Below are 15,687 nucleotides of genomic sequence, written 5' to 3'. Positions count from 1 at the left end.
TCTATTATTTTCTGCATTAATGAATTGATTTTATTGTGAAAAATTTCCAGTTTCGCGCCGCGAGTGAGTCCGTTGAAAAGTTGAAGTCGTGATTTCACTGGGTTTTAGAGGCGAGCAGTCAGAAAAATTTTGTGAACTATCGATATCTATCGGCCAATTTCGCGGGCACGGGCTAACGGGGAAGGTCGAAGCTAACTCCCCGAAAAAACACCGTCATAACTGACTAGGGCAATTCCAGGAAAAGTGGGCAGCGGTTTTCCGTCCGGAATTGCGTGAAAAACTGAACCGCTCCGGGTGTTCGCGGCGGCGCTCGCGCGGCGGCTCGGTCGCATGAGCCGCGACCTGACGCGGATCGAGCGCCACGTCACGATCTCAAACGAAGCGGTGGCCGCGTTTCTGCGCTTCTGGCTGACCAGCACACCATCGCTTCTCGACTCAGCACTGTCCGCGGCTCAGACCAAGGGTCGCGAACTTTATGTGGGCACACCCTGGCCGATCCTCTTGATGTATACGCCGTATATGTATACACTGTATACATGACGACCAAACAGCAAATCTTCGAAGCCGCAAAGCGGCGGTTCGAACGGGAAGGACTTGCCGGCGTCTCCATGCGTACGATTGCCAAGGACGTCGGCATTACCGCTATGGCCATCTACCGGCACTATCCGGATAAGGAGGCTCTGACAAATGCGCTCATGCGAAACGGCATATCAGCATGGGAGGAACGGGTTCGGGCCATTCAGGAGAGCGACCCCATTCAATGGCTCCATGCGGCGAGCGAAGCATTTCTTGCTTTCGCGCTCGAGGAGCCACGCCAGTACGAGGCTGCCTTCCTTCTGCCCGCCACTCAGGCAAGGCGTTATCCGGACGACTTCGCTGCCGGCCGTTCCCCTGCGGTCGCCATCCTCCACGATCGCATAGAACATGCCAAGAAATTGGGAATGATCGGCAAGGTATCCGCGACGGACATGGGACTAACGCTCAGCGCGCTTGGCCAGGGATTGATTTCGCTTTACCAAGCCGGCCGCTTTGTCGGCGAACCAGAATTCCGCGCAGCTTACCGTATGGCTATGCTGCATTGCATTCACTCGTTTCTAAGGAACGATTGACGATGACTGCGATCATATGCGTGCTGCTCAGCGGCGTTCTATTCTTCTTTTCTGTAGAACTGAACACGGTATGGCCGCTGATGTGGATCGCGCAGGTGCCGCTTCTGTGGCTTGCGTACGGCCCGGCACGTGCCTGGCATGTGTTCGCCGCGAGTTTTGCCGCATATGCGATCGGGCAGCTCAACCTGTTCGAAGCCTATTGGCAGATGGCGCCTGAAATCTCCGTCGTCATCGCCATAACCGCAGCCATTTACGCAGCGACAATGCTGTTCGCGCGAGCAGCGCAAAGACATCTACCGGCGATAGGCGCTGTGTTCGCCTTTCCCCTGCTTTGGACCAGTGTCGAATATCTCAATGCACGCATTTCGGCGTATGGCAGCTTCGGAGCGTTTGCTTATAGTCAGGTCCCCGCGCCGGTGTTCATTCAAAGCGTCTCCTTGACCGGCCTGTGGAGCGTCACTTTTCTCATTTGCGCCGTTGCGAGCGCGTTAGCTCTTCTGCTCAGGGAGGGGCGGCGCGCAACGGTTCCCGCGATTGCCGTGGCTGTTCTCTTCGTAGCCAATTTGGCGTTCGGTTTGGCGCGGCTCGCGGCACCTTCCGCCGCAACTGTGCTTGTGGCCGCAATCGGAAATGGCGAGACAAACCTCCCTTCCACTGAAGTCGCAGCGCGAACAGTGTCACAAGACTACGTCAAGGCGGTAACGGCACTAGCGGCTCAGGACATACACACCATCGTCCTACCGGAGGAGATAGCTGAACTTAGGCCCGAATGGCGCAATGCAGCTGACGGCTTCACAAGCATTGCCGAAGCGACAGGCAGCCATATCGTCGTTGGATATCGGGAGGTTGCGGAGACATCTCGCAACATCGCTTTCACATTCTCCCGTGACGGCACAGCCAGCTATATAAAACGGCACCTCATACCGGGATTGGAGCCGCTTTCGCCGGGCCTCAGCCCGGGGTTCCTGGGCGCGGGTCGCGCCGTCGCCATCTGCAAGGACATGGATTTCGAGGATACGATCCGGCGGGACGCGCAGCTTGGCATTCGCATTCTGTTCGTGCCCGCATGGGATTTCGGCAGAGATCGCGAAGCGCATGCGAACATTGCTAACATGCGCGGTGTCGAAAACGGCTTTGCCATGGTGCGCGCGGCACGAAATGGGCTTCTGACAATTACGGATGCGCAAGGCCGCGTCATCGCTCGCGCTACTACCGATTCCTCCGAATTGACAACCATCGTCGGGCCGGTGTCCGAGGGGCCGGGGCTGACGCTCTATACACGCATCGGCGATGTCTTCGCCTGGGCCTGTGCGGCAGGCGCGCTGGCACTTGCAGCTTGGATATTCAGCCGCTCACGCCGGCGGCTGTACCGCTGATACCGAGCTCCACAATCGCCAAAACGGTGACACCCTTTAGTCGCCTTGGCAGTTGTCGTCACTCCCATTCGATCGTGCCGGGCGGCTTCGACGTGACGTCGTAGACCACGCGGTTGATGCCGCGGACTTCATTGATGATGCGGGTCGCGGCGCGGCCGAGGAATTCCATGTCGTAGTGATAGAAATCCGCGGTCATGCCGTCGACGGACGTGACGGCGCGCAGCGCGCAGACGAACTCGTAAGTGCGGCCATCGCCCATGACGCCGACGGTCTGGACCGGCAAGAGCACGGCGAACGCCTGCCAGATCGCGTCGTAGAGGCCTGCCTTGCGGATCTCGTCGAGATAGATGGCGTCCGCCTCGCGCAGGATTTCCAGCTTCTCGCGGGTGATGCCGCCGGGGCAGCGGATGGCAAGGCCTGGGCCGGGGAAAGGGTGGCGGCCAATGAAGCTGTCGGGCAGGCCGAGCTCCTTGCCGAGCGCCCGCACTTCGTCCTTGAAGAGTTCGCGCAGCGGCTCGACGAGCTGCATCTTCATGCGCTCGGGGAGGCCGCCGACATTGTGGTGCGACTTGATGGTGACCGAGGGACCGCCGGTGAAGGAAACGCTCTCGATGACATCCGGATAGAGCGTGCCCTGGCCGAGGAAGTCGGCGCCGCCGAGCTTCTTGGCTTCTTCCTCGAAGGTCTCGATGAAGAGGCGACCGATGATCTTGCGCTTGGTTTCCGGGTCGCTGACGCCCTCCAGCTCGCCGATGAAGCGATCGGAGGCGTCGACATGCAGGAGATGCAGATTGTAGTGCTCGCGGAACATGGCGACGACATTGGCCGCCTCGTCCTTGCGCATCAGGCCGTGGTCGACGAGGATGCAGGTCAGCTGGTCGCCGACGGCCTCATGGATCAGCAGCGCGGCAACGGAGGAGTCGACGCCGCCTGACAGAGCGCAGATGACGCGCTTGTCGCCGACCTGATCGCGGATCGCCTGAACCGCCTTGGCACGATAGGCCGACATCGACCAGTCGCCCTTGATGCCGGCAATGTTATGGATAAAGTTGCCGATGAGCTTGGCACCATCGGGCGTATGCACGACTTCCGGATGGAACTGAACGCCGTAATATTTGCGCTTCTCGTCGGCGATGAAGGCGTAAGGTGCGTTCGAAGAGGTGGCGACCACCTCGAAGCCATCAGGCAGCGCGGTGACGCGGTCGCCGTGGCTCATCCAGACCTGATGGCGCGAGCCGTTCGACCATAGCCCTTCGAAGAGGGCGCAATCCTTGTCGACTTCCAGGAAGGCGCGGCCGAATTCGCGATGATGGCCGCTCTCGACCTTGCCGCCGAGCTGCATGCACATGGTCTGCTGGCCGTAGCAGATGCCGAAGACCGGGATGCCGCTGTCGAAGATGATCTGCGGCGCTCGCGGCGAGCCTTCGTCCACGGTCGAGGCCGGGCTGCCGGAGAGGATCACGGCCTTTGGCTGCAGCCGCTTGAAGCCGGCTTCGGCGGATTGGAACGGAACGATTTCGCAGTAAACGCCCGCTTCGCGCACACGCCGTGCGATGAGCTGCGTCACCTGGCTGCCAAAATCGACGATGAGAACGGTGTCTGGATGTGCTGTCTGGGTCATGGCGAGCCTTTAATGAAAAGCGCTTTACCTGGCAATCGGGCAAATCACGCCGCAGCGGATTTTATTGTCCCGATTGTCCTATTTGGGGCCTTGCCTAGCCTCCATGGGAGTTTTCAACCGGATTCCTCTGATTATCCATGAAGAAGTAGAATGCTCAGAACAACCGTTACGTCGATACCAGCGTGGAAACATAGAAATACGAATTCTGACGGCGGGCGACCTAAATTGGCGATATTTTTATACGGATCTTCCACCAGCATCGATATCTGCACACGCTGCGCGTTGATCGAGCGGATCGCCAAAAGATTTGAAATCGCAAAAATAACGAATCCGAGTGCCAATAAAATCCGCAACGCTGAAAAGCTTCCATCGCCTTTGATGGCCTGCGAGACACCGATAACGCCCAACGAAGCGGCGATATATAAATTCCAGTATTTGTTTACAGCATCCGCTCGTTCTAGCAGTAATTTGAGCGTCTCCACTATCTCCTCCCGAATGACAGAGCGCCAGCGGCCACTTTTGTCTTATAGCGCAAGTAATATCTTTGACGCCATGGGAAGCATAGTAAAGAGCGGTTTGTTGGAAGACAAACCCCCGCTCAGAACCAGAACACGCCGTCTTCCAGCGCGGTAAACAGGCCATCGACGGCATAGGACAGTTTGCGGTCGATCACATGCAGATATTCCGTCCAGTCGGAAATGCGCTGCAGCTCGACCTGACCGTCGGAAATCCCGCGCAGGCCGATCAGCGGCAGGCCATAGGTCTGGCAGACGCGTAGCACGGCGAAGGTTTCCATATCGACCATGTCGGTGCCGATGCGGTGGTAGGCTTCTGCGCCGGAGACGATGTTGGCGCCTGTCGAGAGGCTGCCCTCGGCAATGGTGGGAATGCGCAGCGGCAGTTCGATCGTTGCGGGGAGATCGAGGAAAGGCGTGCGGCCCTTCTCGAAGCCGAGCGGTGAGGCATCCATGTCGCGGTAGGAAACCGAGGTGACCTGGTAGACCTCCGTCTGCTCCAGTTTGGCGGAACCGGCCGAGCCCAGCGATACTACGAGATCGGGAAGATCGCCCTGTGCCTCGAGCTGTGCGAAGGCACGGGTCAGCGCAATCGCCGCCTCGACGGGACCGACGCCCGTCATCAGCGGATCGATGCGCGAGCGCAGAAAGGGTCCATACTCGGCCTCGGCCGCCATGACGAACAGGATCGATTTGCCCGATACCCGCTTCAATTCGAATTTCATCCGCTAATTCCCTCTCTGCCCCGGATGACCATCATCGTTCCCGTCATCGAGGCAATCAGCTTGGCCGGTCCGTCGCCGATGGCATAGCCGCGCCCGTCGGCGACGATGATCGTCGTGCCCGGCTTGGTGACATCGCCGCGAAACAGGAAGCGTTCGCCGCGACCCGGCGACATCAGATTGATCTTGAATTCGATCGTGAGGATCGATGCGGAGGGATCGATGACGCTGTAGGCGGCAAAGCCGCAGGCCGAATCCAGCGCGGCGGCGATGATGCCGGCATGCAATATGCCGTGCTGCTGCGTCAGCTTGATATCGAAGGGCAATTCGATCTCGACCGTACCGTGCTCGACGCGCGTCAGCTCCGCGCCGATCGTCGCCATCGCCGCCTGCCGCTCGAAGCTCGTTCGGATGCGGGTCCGAAAGTCGCCGCTGGTCCCCGTCTCGTCTGCCCCTGTCATGCCGTCCCCTTTTCGCGGGTGCGAAATTGGCACGGAGAGGCGGTTTGGACAAGGGTTATCCGGTGGAAAAGGAGAGGTGTGCCGGCCTAACATTCAGACATCGAATTTCCACGATCGGATCGCCATGCTATCCGAAGCGATCAAGCTTGTGGCGGGGGCGCAGATGACGACGATCCGGCAATCGGTGACAGCCTACGAGACCTGGATGCGGGCGCAGCTCGGCGCCGATCTGGTCGAAGTGGGGCTGGACAAGAAACACAAGTTGATGAAGGCCGACAGCTTCTCCTTCTTGCGCGGCACCTATTGGCGCTGGGCCGAAACCATCCTCGACATCTGCCCCGAGCTCAAGTCCGCGCCGCCGCTGCTGGCGATCGGCGATACGCATCTGGAAAATTTCGGCACCTGGCGCGACGAGGAGGGGCGGCTCGTCTGGGGTGCGAATGACTTCGACGAGGCGGCCGTCATGCCCTATGCACTCGATCTCGTGCGGCTGGCAACGAGCGCCATCCTGGCGCGCAGCGAGGATGGTCCGACGCCGCGCGTGGTTGCCGACAGCATCCTTGCCGGCTATCGACGCGGCTTGCGCGAGCCTTCGCCCGTCATCCTCGAGCGCGATTACAAATGGCTGCGCAATGTGGTGCTGCTGCCGAATGCCGAACGCAAGGCTTTCTGGGAAAAATATCGCAACCTGCCGCCGGCAAATGCCCCCGTGGGCGACCGCTATCTCAAGGCGCTGCAGAAGGCTTTACCCGATCCGGCAAGCGTATTCGAGCCGAAGCCGCGTCTCGCCGGCACGGGTAGCCTCGGTCGCCCGCGCTTCGTCGCCTATGGCGAATGGCGCGGTGGTCCGGTGCTGCGCGAGGTCAAGGCCTTGCTGCAATCCGGCTGGGCGCTGAAGCACGATCCGCCGAACAAGACGATCCGCACAGGGATCATTGCCGGCGGACGGGCGCGCTCGCTAGACCCGCGGTATCAGGTGGATGGAAACCTGCTGGTGCGCCGCCTGTCGCCCAACAGCCGCAAGATCGAGGTGGAAGGCGATGCAGACGTGCTGCTGTCGCCTGACATGCTGGACCTGATGGGCTTCGAAATCGCCAATTGCCACGCCAACGATGCTTCGCTCATTCCCGGCATCCTGGCTGATCTCGATGCCCGCAGCTCCGATTGGCTGCGCATGGCCGCCAAGGTGGCAGCCACGGCAGTCACGGCGGAACAGGCGGAGTTTGCCAGGAAGGGCTAGGCCGCAATCGGTCAATGCCCGGCAGCTTCCAGGATCAGGTGTGTGATCGTATCGGGGTGCGAGATCAGCGCGAGATGGCTGGCTTTCACCTCGATGGTCCTGGCACCCATGCGTTTGGCCATGAAGCGCTCCAGATCCGGATTGATCGTCCTGTCCTCGGTGGAAACGGCATACCAGCTCGGCTTGCTGCGCCAGGCGGCCTGGGTGGTCTTTCCGGTCAGCAATGCCTTCTGGAAAGGCTGCTGCACGGCATAAAGCACCTCGGCCTTCGCCTTGGGGAGGTCGCCGGCGAAGTCGCGCAGGAAAGCTTCCTCGCTCAACCGCCCTTCATCGCCGTCGAAGACGATGCCGGCCGAGGCAGGTGGTGTCGGATATGTCTTGGCGAGTGCCGTATAATCTTCGCCGGCATCCGGCGCGCGGGCCGCGACGTAGACGAGCGCGGAAACCTTCGGATGCACGCCGGCTTCGGTAACGATCATGCCGGAGAAGGAATGGCCGACGAGGACGGTCGGGCCGTCCTGGCGATCGAGAACGCGCTGGACCGATGCGACGGCCTCGGGAAGCGTCGTCAACGGGTTCTGCACGGCCGTGCAGTTCAGCCCCTTGGCTTGCAGCCGGGCTATGACCTCCGTCCAGCAGGAGCCGTCTGCGAAAAGTCCATGCGCAAGAACGACGTTGCGGGCCTTCAACGGTGCAGACTTAGCCGCTCCGGAGGCGGAAGCTGGGTTGCTGGCGGCCATGCTGCGAGTGGAAATGAGGGAAGCGGCGGCACCGGCGATAATTGCGGTCGAGAAATTCCGTCTGGTCATCATCATCATCATCGTGATCCCTATGGTTTAGAGGACAAATGGACACCAGAAAGCCGTCCGCGCCGAATGTCGGAACGGTGAAGCTTCTGAAATCTTGTATCTCTCGGAGCGGCATCTGACCGAACAAGCGGATCAAATATGCCCGATCCTGTATTCCGGTTCAGCGTCGAGCTTGCCTTGTGTATGCAAAAGCGAGGCTGCCGATTGGTTTTGTATTCCAAGAGGCTTCTTTAGTCAATAATTGGATGCGTAACGGTTGCGTGATTGGTTATTTGTATGCGGAGACCATGAGAATCGACGTTTTTGCATACAAGCCTTGGTTGATCTCGGAGAGCTGCGAATGATGGAAGGGCTGGATGACGCGGCTGAACATCGCGAGTTGTTGTCCAACCGTATTCGCAGCACGAGGCCATCATCCAGGCCGTCGCGGAAAGGGACGGGGAAAATGGCGCCGCGGTGCGTGCGGGCGCATATGCTAAATGCAGCGACGGCGTTGCCGATGCTTCATCGAAGCCAGCAACCTTGCTTAGGGCAGTTCAGCCAACGATCAGCTGCGTGCGATGCGCACGATATGCTGATCCCAGGCGACGTCGCTGTGCTCGTTCAGGAAATCGCCGTCGTAGGACGAGACGGCAAAGCCATGCCGAGCCGGCGCGATGCCGGCCGCATCGGCGATGCTCTCCACTTTCAGTACTTTGCCGGTTTTCGCATCCAGCGTTACCGACGTCCCTTCGATCGGTGACGTCACACCGACGAGGTTTTCAGCGCGGTTGACGGCAATGGCGCCGACATAGTTGCCAAGCGCCCGCGTCGTATCGTCGGGCAGCGTGACGAAGCTCAGGTCCTCGCCCCTCGCAAAATGGCCGACGAGCGGCGGCAGGTCGTTGCGGTGGCCCTCATACTGGCAGGCAAACCAGACGCGGCCGCTTGCATCGATATCGACATGCCGGGTCGAGACCTGGGAATATTGCGGCGGCAATGTGTGCTTCTCGATCAGCCGCCCGCTGGCGGCATCGATCAGCGTCAGCGACGGTTCCATATGGTCGAGGTTGAGCTTGGTGCGGCCGAAATCCGGATGGGTCTCGATACCGCCATTGGCGACGATCAGATACCTGCCATCATCCGAAACCGTCATGTCGTGCGGGCCGACGCCATAGGTCTCGTATTCGCCGATGCGGGCAAAGCGATTGCTGCTGTCGTAAAGCCCGATGATGCCGCGATTCCGATCGAAATCGTTTTCGCTGGCATAGAGCAGTCTGCCGTCGGGCGAAAACGTGCCATGCCCATAGAAATGCCGCCCCTCTTTGGCGGCAATCACGATCGGCTCGGCCTTGTTCCAGGGGTCGAAGATCATCGCATAGGTGCCGGGCCGGCGCGCGAAGGCGACCGTCTTGCCGGTGGCCCTCGAAAAGGCCATGCCATGCGCGCGGGCGGGCAGCGCGACCTGATCGACGATGCGGCCCTGTTCCGTCACCGTCGCGACGGCAAAGGAGCCGTTGGCGGTGCGGATGCCGGAAGCATAGACTGCATCCGCCCGCTCCAACGCCATGAAGGCGCCGGGCTTCAGCGCCGCGAGGAAGGTCAGCCCTGCTGCCTTGACGAAGGCTCTCCGATCGATCAGGCCGCTGCGTATCACGCTCAGTCTCCGTCTGCGAAGGAGAAGCCGGCTGAAAGGCCGATGGCGCCGCCATATTCATCGCTGAAGCTGGTGGCGAGGTCGCGGCTGACGGCGAGCAGCTTGTCGATCTTGGCGCGCTCGGCATCGTTACCGATGGCCGTCTCGATATCCGGGTTGATCGTCGGTGCCGTCGTCGCAAGCTCGTTCAGCAGGCCGTCGATCTTGGTGGCGGCAGCGCGCTTGTCCGCCGGCAGCAGGCTTGCCATATCGGCCTTTTCCCAGAGTGTCTTCAGCCCCTCGATATTACCTGTAAAGGAGGTCCAGGTGTTGGCCGAGCGCCAGTAGATCGCCATCTTCGGCCGTGCGGCTACCTGATCGCCCTTGTAGAAGGTTTCCAGCCGCTGGTCGCGCACATTGGCCGCGCCATGCACGAGGATGCCGAGCAGTGCCGTGACGGCCTCCTTGTTGTCCATGAAATCATTGCTGTCCTTGCCCGGAAACTTCCAGGATTTCTGCACGCCGTCGGGCGCGTCCCATTCGTCGGCGAGCTCCTTGGCCGTATTTTCAATATTGCCGGCGACAGCGGCGCCATAGCGGCAGCGGAAGCTCTGCTTCTCCTTGCCGAGAACGTCCGAACCGTTGCCGAAGAGCACATATTCCAACGCCGTCATGCTCATCAGCGCCACACTCTTGCCGGCGACGGCCTCAACGGTCGTGTCGTGCTCGTCGGCCTTGGCGATCAGCGCCTGCACCTGCTTGAGGCCAACGCCCTTGCGATCGGGATAGAAGAGGATGTGTTCGAAGCGGTTCTTTTCGATGATCGGGCCGGTGTCGACGATCTCGATGCGCGACCAGCTCTTCACCGTATCGCCGAAGGCAGACTTCGCGCCGGAAAGCGTTGCGTCCGTGGGATCGGCGCAAAGCGCCTTGATCGCCGTCGTTAGTTTCGAAGCGGACTCATGCATGGCGCGATAACCGGGGCGGATCACGTCATCCACGGCCTTCTGCAGGGTTGCCGGCACGGCGGCCTCGTTCAGGCCGGCGCCGGTGGTCGTCGCGTCCTCGGCGTGAGCAGGCAAGGCCGCAACGGTAAGCAGTAGGCTGGCTGCAAGACGTTTCCAGTGGCGCATCAGAGGGACTCCAGAAAGTTGATGAGGGCTTGCCGGTCGTCTTTTGAAAGACCGGCGAATGCGTTGCGGGCTTTTTCCGCCTCTCCTCCGTGCCAGAGGATGGCTTCGGTCAAGGTGCGGGCGCGGCCGTCGTGCAGATAGGCCTGCTGGCCGCTGACCGTCTGTGTCAGGCCTATACCCCAGAGCGGCGGCGTGCGCCAATCGCGACCGGATGCCACGCCCACCTGCTGTCCGTCGGAAAGGCCTTCGCCCATGTCATGCAGCAGAAAATCGGAATAAGGCCAGATCAGCTGGAAGGCCTGCGGCGAATCCTTGCCGTCGCTACCCTTGAGGCCATCGCGCGTGACGAATTTCGGCGTATGACAGGCCGCACAGCCCGAGCGGTAGAACATATCCTTGCCGTGCAGTACGGTTGGCTGGCTCGTCGTGCGGCGGGCCGGGACGGCGAGATTTTCGGAATAGAAGGTGACGAGAGGAAGCACCGGGTCCGGTGCTTCCGTCGTGCCAAGGCGTTCCTGCACGCCGTTCGGCATGGCCAGGCACTGTGGCTCCTTGGCGGTGCAGTCACCATAGGGATTGGGACGGTCCGACGTCGAAATGCCGATGTCGATCGAAAAGGCATCGGCCACCTGGTCGCGCACGGTCGCATTCTGGGCCTTCCAGCCGAAGCGCCCGAGCGCAAGCTGGCCAGTGCGATGATCGCGAACAATGGCGGGACGGCCGCGTATGCCGGTGCCCTTCTTGTCGTCCGGGTCGGCATTGGCGAGGATATCGGCATCCGGAATGGCTTCGATCAGGCCAAGACCAATCATCGGCGGCGCGATGCGCGGCGAAATCGTGGTGTTGACGTTCATCGGCCCATAGGCGAGATCGCTGATACCGTACATCGGCTTGCGCAAGGTCACGGTTTCCCCGCCGGCAAGCGTCACCGTCTCCTCGCTATAGCTGAGGGTTACCTTGCCTTCGGCGGCGAGGCCGGGAACGGCGAGATCCTGCAGCTGTGCGCCGTAGGTGGAGTCCGGAAAATTCAGCGCGTGAAAATCCTTGACGGCCTGCTCCTCTTCCGGGGTTGCGGCAGGCCGTGCAAGGCGCAGCACCATCGAGGTCGCGGCCGCTCCTACTTCCTCAGGCGGATGACCGCGTCCATCGCGGACATGGCAGCTTTGGCAGGAGCGCGCGTTAAACAGCGGCCCTAGCCCATCCGAGGCCTGGGTGGAGGAGGGGGCGGAGACCCAGAGCTTGCGGAAGAGCGCGTTGCCGAGATGAAAATCCTGGCCCTGTTCCGGGTTCAGATTGGCGGATGGCTGCGAGAAGATATCGCGGGTGACCTTGTCGATCGAGGTCAGACTGCCGCCCTGCATCGTCTCATAGGGTTCGGCCTTGAGAAAATTGCTGGTCGCGCGGGTCACGTCGCGCACGCGCTTCAGCTCTTCGGCGGAAAGATCGCTGCGCGTGGTCGGAAAATCGAGGATGTCGGCGGCTGCCAGCGTAATGGAAAAAACCAAAAAACCCGCGGCGATGGCGGGCAAAAGGGCGCGATTGGCCGGTAAAACTGTCATGGGTATCGGGGTGGCAGCGCGTCTACGCGCTGCCACCTTCCCTCATTACTTCTTCTTGAAGACGGAGTTCGGGTTGTCCAGGCTGTCCGAACCTTCAAGCTTGATCGTGCCGAGATCGAGAGCGGCGATGACGCGCTGGATGCTCTTCGTCTGGTCGAGCAGGCCGTCGATGGCCTTCTGAACCGTGGCGTTGCCTTCCTTGTTGCCTTCGCCGATCATCTGGTCGTACTTCTCGACCGTCTCGCCGCGATGCACCAGGGCCTTCATGGCGTCAAGCGTGGTGTTGAGCTTGCCTTCCATCTCCTTGTCGAGCGCTGCATCCTTGGCCTTGACCAGATCATGCAGCGACGGACCTTTCATCTTGGTGCCGTCGACACGGGTGTAATTGCCGGTATAGGCGGCGGCGATCCCGATGGCGTCGCCATTGTGCTCGTTATAGGTATTGTCGGAGAAGCAATCCTGTTCCTCTTCCGGATCGTGCAGCAGCAGGCCGAGCTTCATGCGCTCGCCGGCAAGCTCGCCGTAGGAGAGAGAGCCCATGCCGGTCAGGATGGTGGTAAGGCCAGCCTTCGGATCGGCCTCGACATTCTTGGTCGCTTCCCCGTCCGGCGCCCACTTTTCCGTCATGTCCTTGAGGTCGGCAACGAGCAGCGTCGAGGCAGACTTCAGATATTCGGCGCGGCGGTCGCAATTGCCGTGCGTGCAATTCTTCAGGTCATAGTCGGTGGCTGGGCGTTCGCCGGCACCCGGTCCGGTGCCGTGCAGGTCCTGGCCCCAGAGCAGGAACTCAATGGCATGATAGCCCGTCGCGACGTTGGCTTCCACGCCGCCAGCCTGATGCAGCGTGCCCGACAGGAATTCCGGCGTCAGATGCGAGGCGTCGACATCCTTGCCGTTGATCTTGATCGTCTTGTTAGCGATGACGTTCGCGACATAGAGCGCGTTCTCGTCGCTTTCCGTGCCGTAGGAGGCGTCGACATAGTCGATCAAGCCCTCATCCAGCGGCCAGGAATTCACCTTGCCTTCCCAATCGTCGACGATGGGGTTGCCGAAGCGATAGACTTCCGTCTGCGCATAGGGGACGCGAGCCTTGATCCAGGCGGCGCGCGCCGCCTTCAGCGTCTTGTCGCTGGGGTTGGTGAGCAGAGCGTCGATCGCCTTGTCGAGCGCCTGTGCCGTCGTCAGCGAGTCCTGATACTTGGCATGCGCCACATCAGCATAATGCTTGAGAACGGCAGCCGGCTCTGGAGTGGCTGCAAGGGCCGGCAGGCTGAATGTGGCGGTCGTGACAACGGCCACCGCAAGCGCGGCGCCAACATTGATCTTTAGTTTCATGTTCCTCTCCTGTGACAGCGGGGGGCACCGTCAAAACTTGGCAATTTGTGTCATGTATGAAAAACAAACTTGTGTCAAACGCTCTAGTTTAGAATGATTTTAAGACGAGGAGCCACGGGTCCAGACGCTGCCACCGAAATGGATTCGCCTGCAGATACACGGATGTAAGCCGCTTGGCAGCTTGTTGGCGGGGCGGTTGATGTAGGGTGACGACAGTACGACCGGTTGGCCACAATTGGCCATCCGACTGTCGTCGCATCCCTTCTGTGATTTCCAGAGCGATAATCCGCCGCAAGTGGATGGAGTTCAGCTCACATCTTCCGCTGCAGGCGGCAGAAGAAGAAGCCGTCCGTGTCTGTGGAGGCTGGCGTCAGCGTAATGGTCTTGCCGTCGGAGGAGCGCGGCTTTGGGGCGTCCCTGCCGAACAGCTTCTCCCAGGAGCTCATGGTTTCCACCACCTCGAAGTCCGGATTCCGGGCGGCGAAGCGGGCCACCTGAGCCTCATTCTCTTCCGGCAGAACCGAGCAGGTGACATAGAGCAGCGACCCGCCGGGGCGGACGAACTCGCCTGCCTGGGCGAGGGCTTCCTGCTGCTGGCTGGTGCGCTCGTCGAGATTCTTCTGCGTCAGCCGCCATTTCGTATCGGGACGGCGCCGCCAGGTGCCCGTGCCGGTGCAGGGCGCATCGACCAGAACCTTGTCGAATTTGCCGCGCAGCGAAAGCAGGCCATTGCGCTCGTCATGGACCTGAACGTTGCGGGTCCCAGCCCGCTTCAGCCGTTCGATGATTGGCGCAAGCCGCCGCCGGTCGCTGTCATAGGCGTGGATCTGGCCCTTGTTGTGCATGGCCGCCGACATGGCGAGCGTCTTGCCGCCGCCGCCGGCGCAATAGTCAAGCACCTGGTCGCCCTCTTCGGGCAGCACCAGATCGGCGACGATCTGCGAGCCTTCGTCCTGCACCTCGAACCAGCCCTTCTGGAAGGAGAGCTCCGCGGTCACGTTCGGCAGGCGGGACGCGCCTTCGCCGGCGGGAATGCGGATGCCGAAACGGGCGATCTGCGAGGCTTGAGCGCCTGCGCGTTCCAGCGCCTTCACGACCTTGGCGCGGTCGGCCTTCAGCGCATTGGCGCGAAGGTCGAGTGTCGGACGTTCGGAGAGAGCCTGCGCTTCGGAGAGCCAGCCGTCGCCGAAGGCTTGGCTGAAGGAGGGCTCGACCCATTCGGGAATATCGCCCTGAATATGTGGCGGCGCATCTTCGAGCTTGCGGGCCACAAAGGCGGCCAGATTTTCTGGGCTTGGAGCTTCGGGGGCGAACTTATCGCCATCGAGCTCGGCAGCCAATGCCCCGGGCGTCAGGCCCCATTGCCGAAAGAGGACGGCGTGGGCGAGTGCCGAGGGGCTGTCGTCTCCCATCAGCCAAGCGTGGGATAGGCGCATGCGCAGGGCGTCATAGACGATATTACCGATCGCGGCCCTGTCGCCGGAACCGGCGAAGCGATGGGCAAGGCCCCAATCCTTCAGGGCATCGGCCACTGGTCGCTTGCGCGTTTCGATATCGGCAAGAACTTCGATGGCCCCCTGCAATCGGCCGCCCAGACGCATCCACACTCTCCTGCTTGCGCATGACCCGGAACTCATTGGAGCTCATCCTGGGAATCTGCGCCCTACCAAAACCGCTGACGGCTCGCCAATCCGCGCGAGCAATGCCCATGGCGGCGGATTTTGAGACATCTCAATCGCGTGGTAGCCGCGATTGGCCGGGAGAGCAAGCGTCATGCCGATTTGCCGGGTCGTTCCGGCTTCGGCGATTACTTCGAGGCAACGACCTCGTAACAGACTTTGGCGGTACCCGAAGCGACCATGCCGATGTTCTGAGCAGCAGCGCGGGAGAGATCGAGAACGCGGCCGCGAATGAAAGGCCCACGGTCGTTGATGCGAACGACGACGCTGCGGCCATTGTGCTTGTTGGTGACCCTAAGGCGCGTGCCAAAGGCAAGCGAGCGATGGGCTGCAGTAAGATTTTTGGAACTCATACGTTCCCCGGAAGCAGTCTTGGAGCTTCCCCCGTACCATGAAGCGCCTCCGCAGCCAGCGGATGCAAATGCCGGTGTCGAAACGACAGCAAAGGAGGCGGATATAGTTGCGGCGATTGCCAAAGAACGTGCGAGTTTCTTCAAACCGATTTTTCCCTCA

Annotated in this window: 15 protein-coding genes; 4 read left to right on the top strand and 11 right to left on the bottom strand. The window is 61.0% G+C overall.

What is annotated here, in order from left to right:
- The first annotated feature begins 330 nt into the window (after window positions 1-330).
- The 3 genes from GA0061100_RS30665 to GA0061100_RS30655 are packed head-to-tail and all read left to right on the top strand — an operon-like array spanning window position 331 to window position 2,485.
- A complete protein-coding gene (locus GA0061100_RS30665) occupies window positions 331-540 on the top strand; it encodes a hypothetical protein (RefSeq protein ID WP_425298728.1) in 210 nt (69 codons plus the stop codon).
- Window positions 537-1,109, top strand: coding sequence for a TetR/AcrR family transcriptional regulator (locus tag GA0061100_RS30660; RefSeq protein ID WP_075856638.1), 573 nt, complete (start codon window positions 537-539; stop codon window positions 1,107-1,109). Before GA0061100_RS30665 ends, GA0061100_RS30660 begins: the two co-directional genes overlap by 4 nt.
- Window positions 1,110-1,111: 2 nt before the next feature.
- Window positions 1,112-2,485: a nitrilase-related carbon-nitrogen hydrolase gene (locus GA0061100_RS30655; RefSeq protein WP_075856637.1), complete on the top strand. Its 1,374-nt coding sequence runs from the start codon at window positions 1,112-1,114 to the stop codon at window positions 2,483-2,485.
- A gap of 58 nt (window positions 2,486-2,543) precedes the next feature.
- Here the strand turns inward: GA0061100_RS30655 and guaA are convergent, their stop codons facing one another.
- The 4 genes from guaA to GA0061100_RS30635 all read right to left on the bottom strand — a co-directional run bounded on the left by guaA (window position 2,544) and on the right by GA0061100_RS30635 (window position 5,804).
- On the bottom strand, window positions 2,544-4,106 hold the full coding sequence (guaA, locus tag GA0061100_RS30650; RefSeq protein WP_075856636.1) for a glutamine-hydrolyzing GMP synthase: 1,563 nt from the start codon (window positions 4,104-4,106) through the stop codon (window positions 2,544-2,546).
- 131 nt (window positions 4,107-4,237) lie between these two features.
- The gene (locus GA0061100_RS30645; protein WP_075856635.1) at window positions 4,238-4,588 is read right to left on the bottom strand and encodes a hypothetical protein; all 351 of its coding nucleotides are present in this window, start codon (window positions 4,586-4,588) and stop codon (window positions 4,238-4,240) included.
- Window positions 4,589-4,704: 116 nt separating this feature from the next.
- Window positions 4,705-5,346, bottom strand: coding sequence for a 5'-methylthioadenosine/S-adenosylhomocysteine nucleosidase (locus GA0061100_RS30640; protein WP_075856634.1), 642 nt, complete (start codon window positions 5,344-5,346; stop codon window positions 4,705-4,707).
- On the bottom strand, window positions 5,343-5,804 hold the full coding sequence (locus GA0061100_RS30635) for a PaaI family thioesterase (RefSeq protein WP_075856633.1): 462 nt from the start codon (window positions 5,802-5,804) through the stop codon (window positions 5,343-5,345). The genes GA0061100_RS30640 and GA0061100_RS30635 overlap by 4 nt, the downstream gene beginning before the upstream one ends.
- A 163-nt stretch (window positions 5,805-5,967) precedes the next feature.
- Here GA0061100_RS30635 and GA0061100_RS30630 point away from each other — a divergent pair, with 163 nt between their 5' ends.
- Entirely contained in the window at window positions 5,968-7,044 is a 1,077-nt protein-coding gene (locus GA0061100_RS30630) for a DUF2252 family protein (protein ID WP_075856702.1), read from the top strand.
- An 11-nt stretch (window positions 7,045-7,055) separates the two neighbouring features.
- Here the strand turns inward: GA0061100_RS30630 and GA0061100_RS30625 are convergent, their stop codons facing one another.
- The 7 genes from GA0061100_RS30625 to GA0061100_RS30595 all read right to left on the bottom strand — a co-directional run bounded on the left by GA0061100_RS30625 (window position 7,056) and on the right by GA0061100_RS30595 (window position 15,671).
- The gene (locus tag GA0061100_RS30625; RefSeq protein ID WP_075856701.1) at window positions 7,056-7,859 is read right to left on the bottom strand and encodes an alpha/beta fold hydrolase; all 804 of its coding nucleotides are present in this window, start codon (window positions 7,857-7,859) and stop codon (window positions 7,056-7,058) included.
- A 541-nt stretch (window positions 7,860-8,400) separates the two neighbouring features.
- A complete protein-coding gene (locus tag GA0061100_RS30620; protein ID WP_075856632.1) occupies window positions 8,401-9,489 on the bottom strand; it encodes a DUF1513 domain-containing protein in 1,089 nt (362 codons plus the stop codon).
- 2 nt (window positions 9,490-9,491) lie between these two features.
- Window positions 9,492-10,601, bottom strand: coding sequence for an imelysin family protein (locus tag GA0061100_RS30615; protein ID WP_075856631.1), 1,110 nt, complete (start codon window positions 10,599-10,601; stop codon window positions 9,492-9,494).
- Entirely contained in the window at window positions 10,601-12,160 is a 1,560-nt protein-coding gene (locus GA0061100_RS30610) for a di-heme oxidoreductase family protein (protein WP_075856630.1), read from the bottom strand. The genes GA0061100_RS30615 and GA0061100_RS30610 overlap by 1 nt, the downstream gene beginning before the upstream one ends.
- Window positions 12,161-12,205: 45 nt before the next feature.
- On the bottom strand, window positions 12,206-13,495 hold the full coding sequence (locus GA0061100_RS30605; protein WP_075856629.1) for an imelysin family protein: 1,290 nt from the start codon (window positions 13,493-13,495) through the stop codon (window positions 12,206-12,208).
- A 311-nt stretch (window positions 13,496-13,806) separates the two neighbouring features.
- On the bottom strand, window positions 13,807-15,096 hold the full coding sequence (locus GA0061100_RS30600) for an RsmB/NOP family class I SAM-dependent RNA methyltransferase (RefSeq protein WP_075856628.1): 1,290 nt from the start codon (window positions 15,094-15,096) through the stop codon (window positions 13,807-13,809).
- A gap of 206 nt (window positions 15,097-15,302) precedes the next feature.
- Window positions 15,303-15,671 (bottom strand): septal ring lytic transglycosylase RlpA family protein, encoded by a 369-nt coding sequence (locus tag GA0061100_RS30595; RefSeq protein WP_075856627.1) that lies wholly within the window; start codon window positions 15,669-15,671, stop codon window positions 15,303-15,305.
- Window positions 15,672-15,687: the final 16 nt, after the last annotated feature.

The organism is Martinezella hainanensis (assembly GCF_900094555.1).
Taxonomy (GTDB): domain Bacteria; phylum Pseudomonadota; class Alphaproteobacteria; order Rhizobiales; family Rhizobiaceae; genus Rhizobium; species Rhizobium hainanense.
The sequence above is the reverse complement of the archived record's forward strand: the minus strand, read 5'-3'. Positions and strand labels throughout refer to the sequence as shown.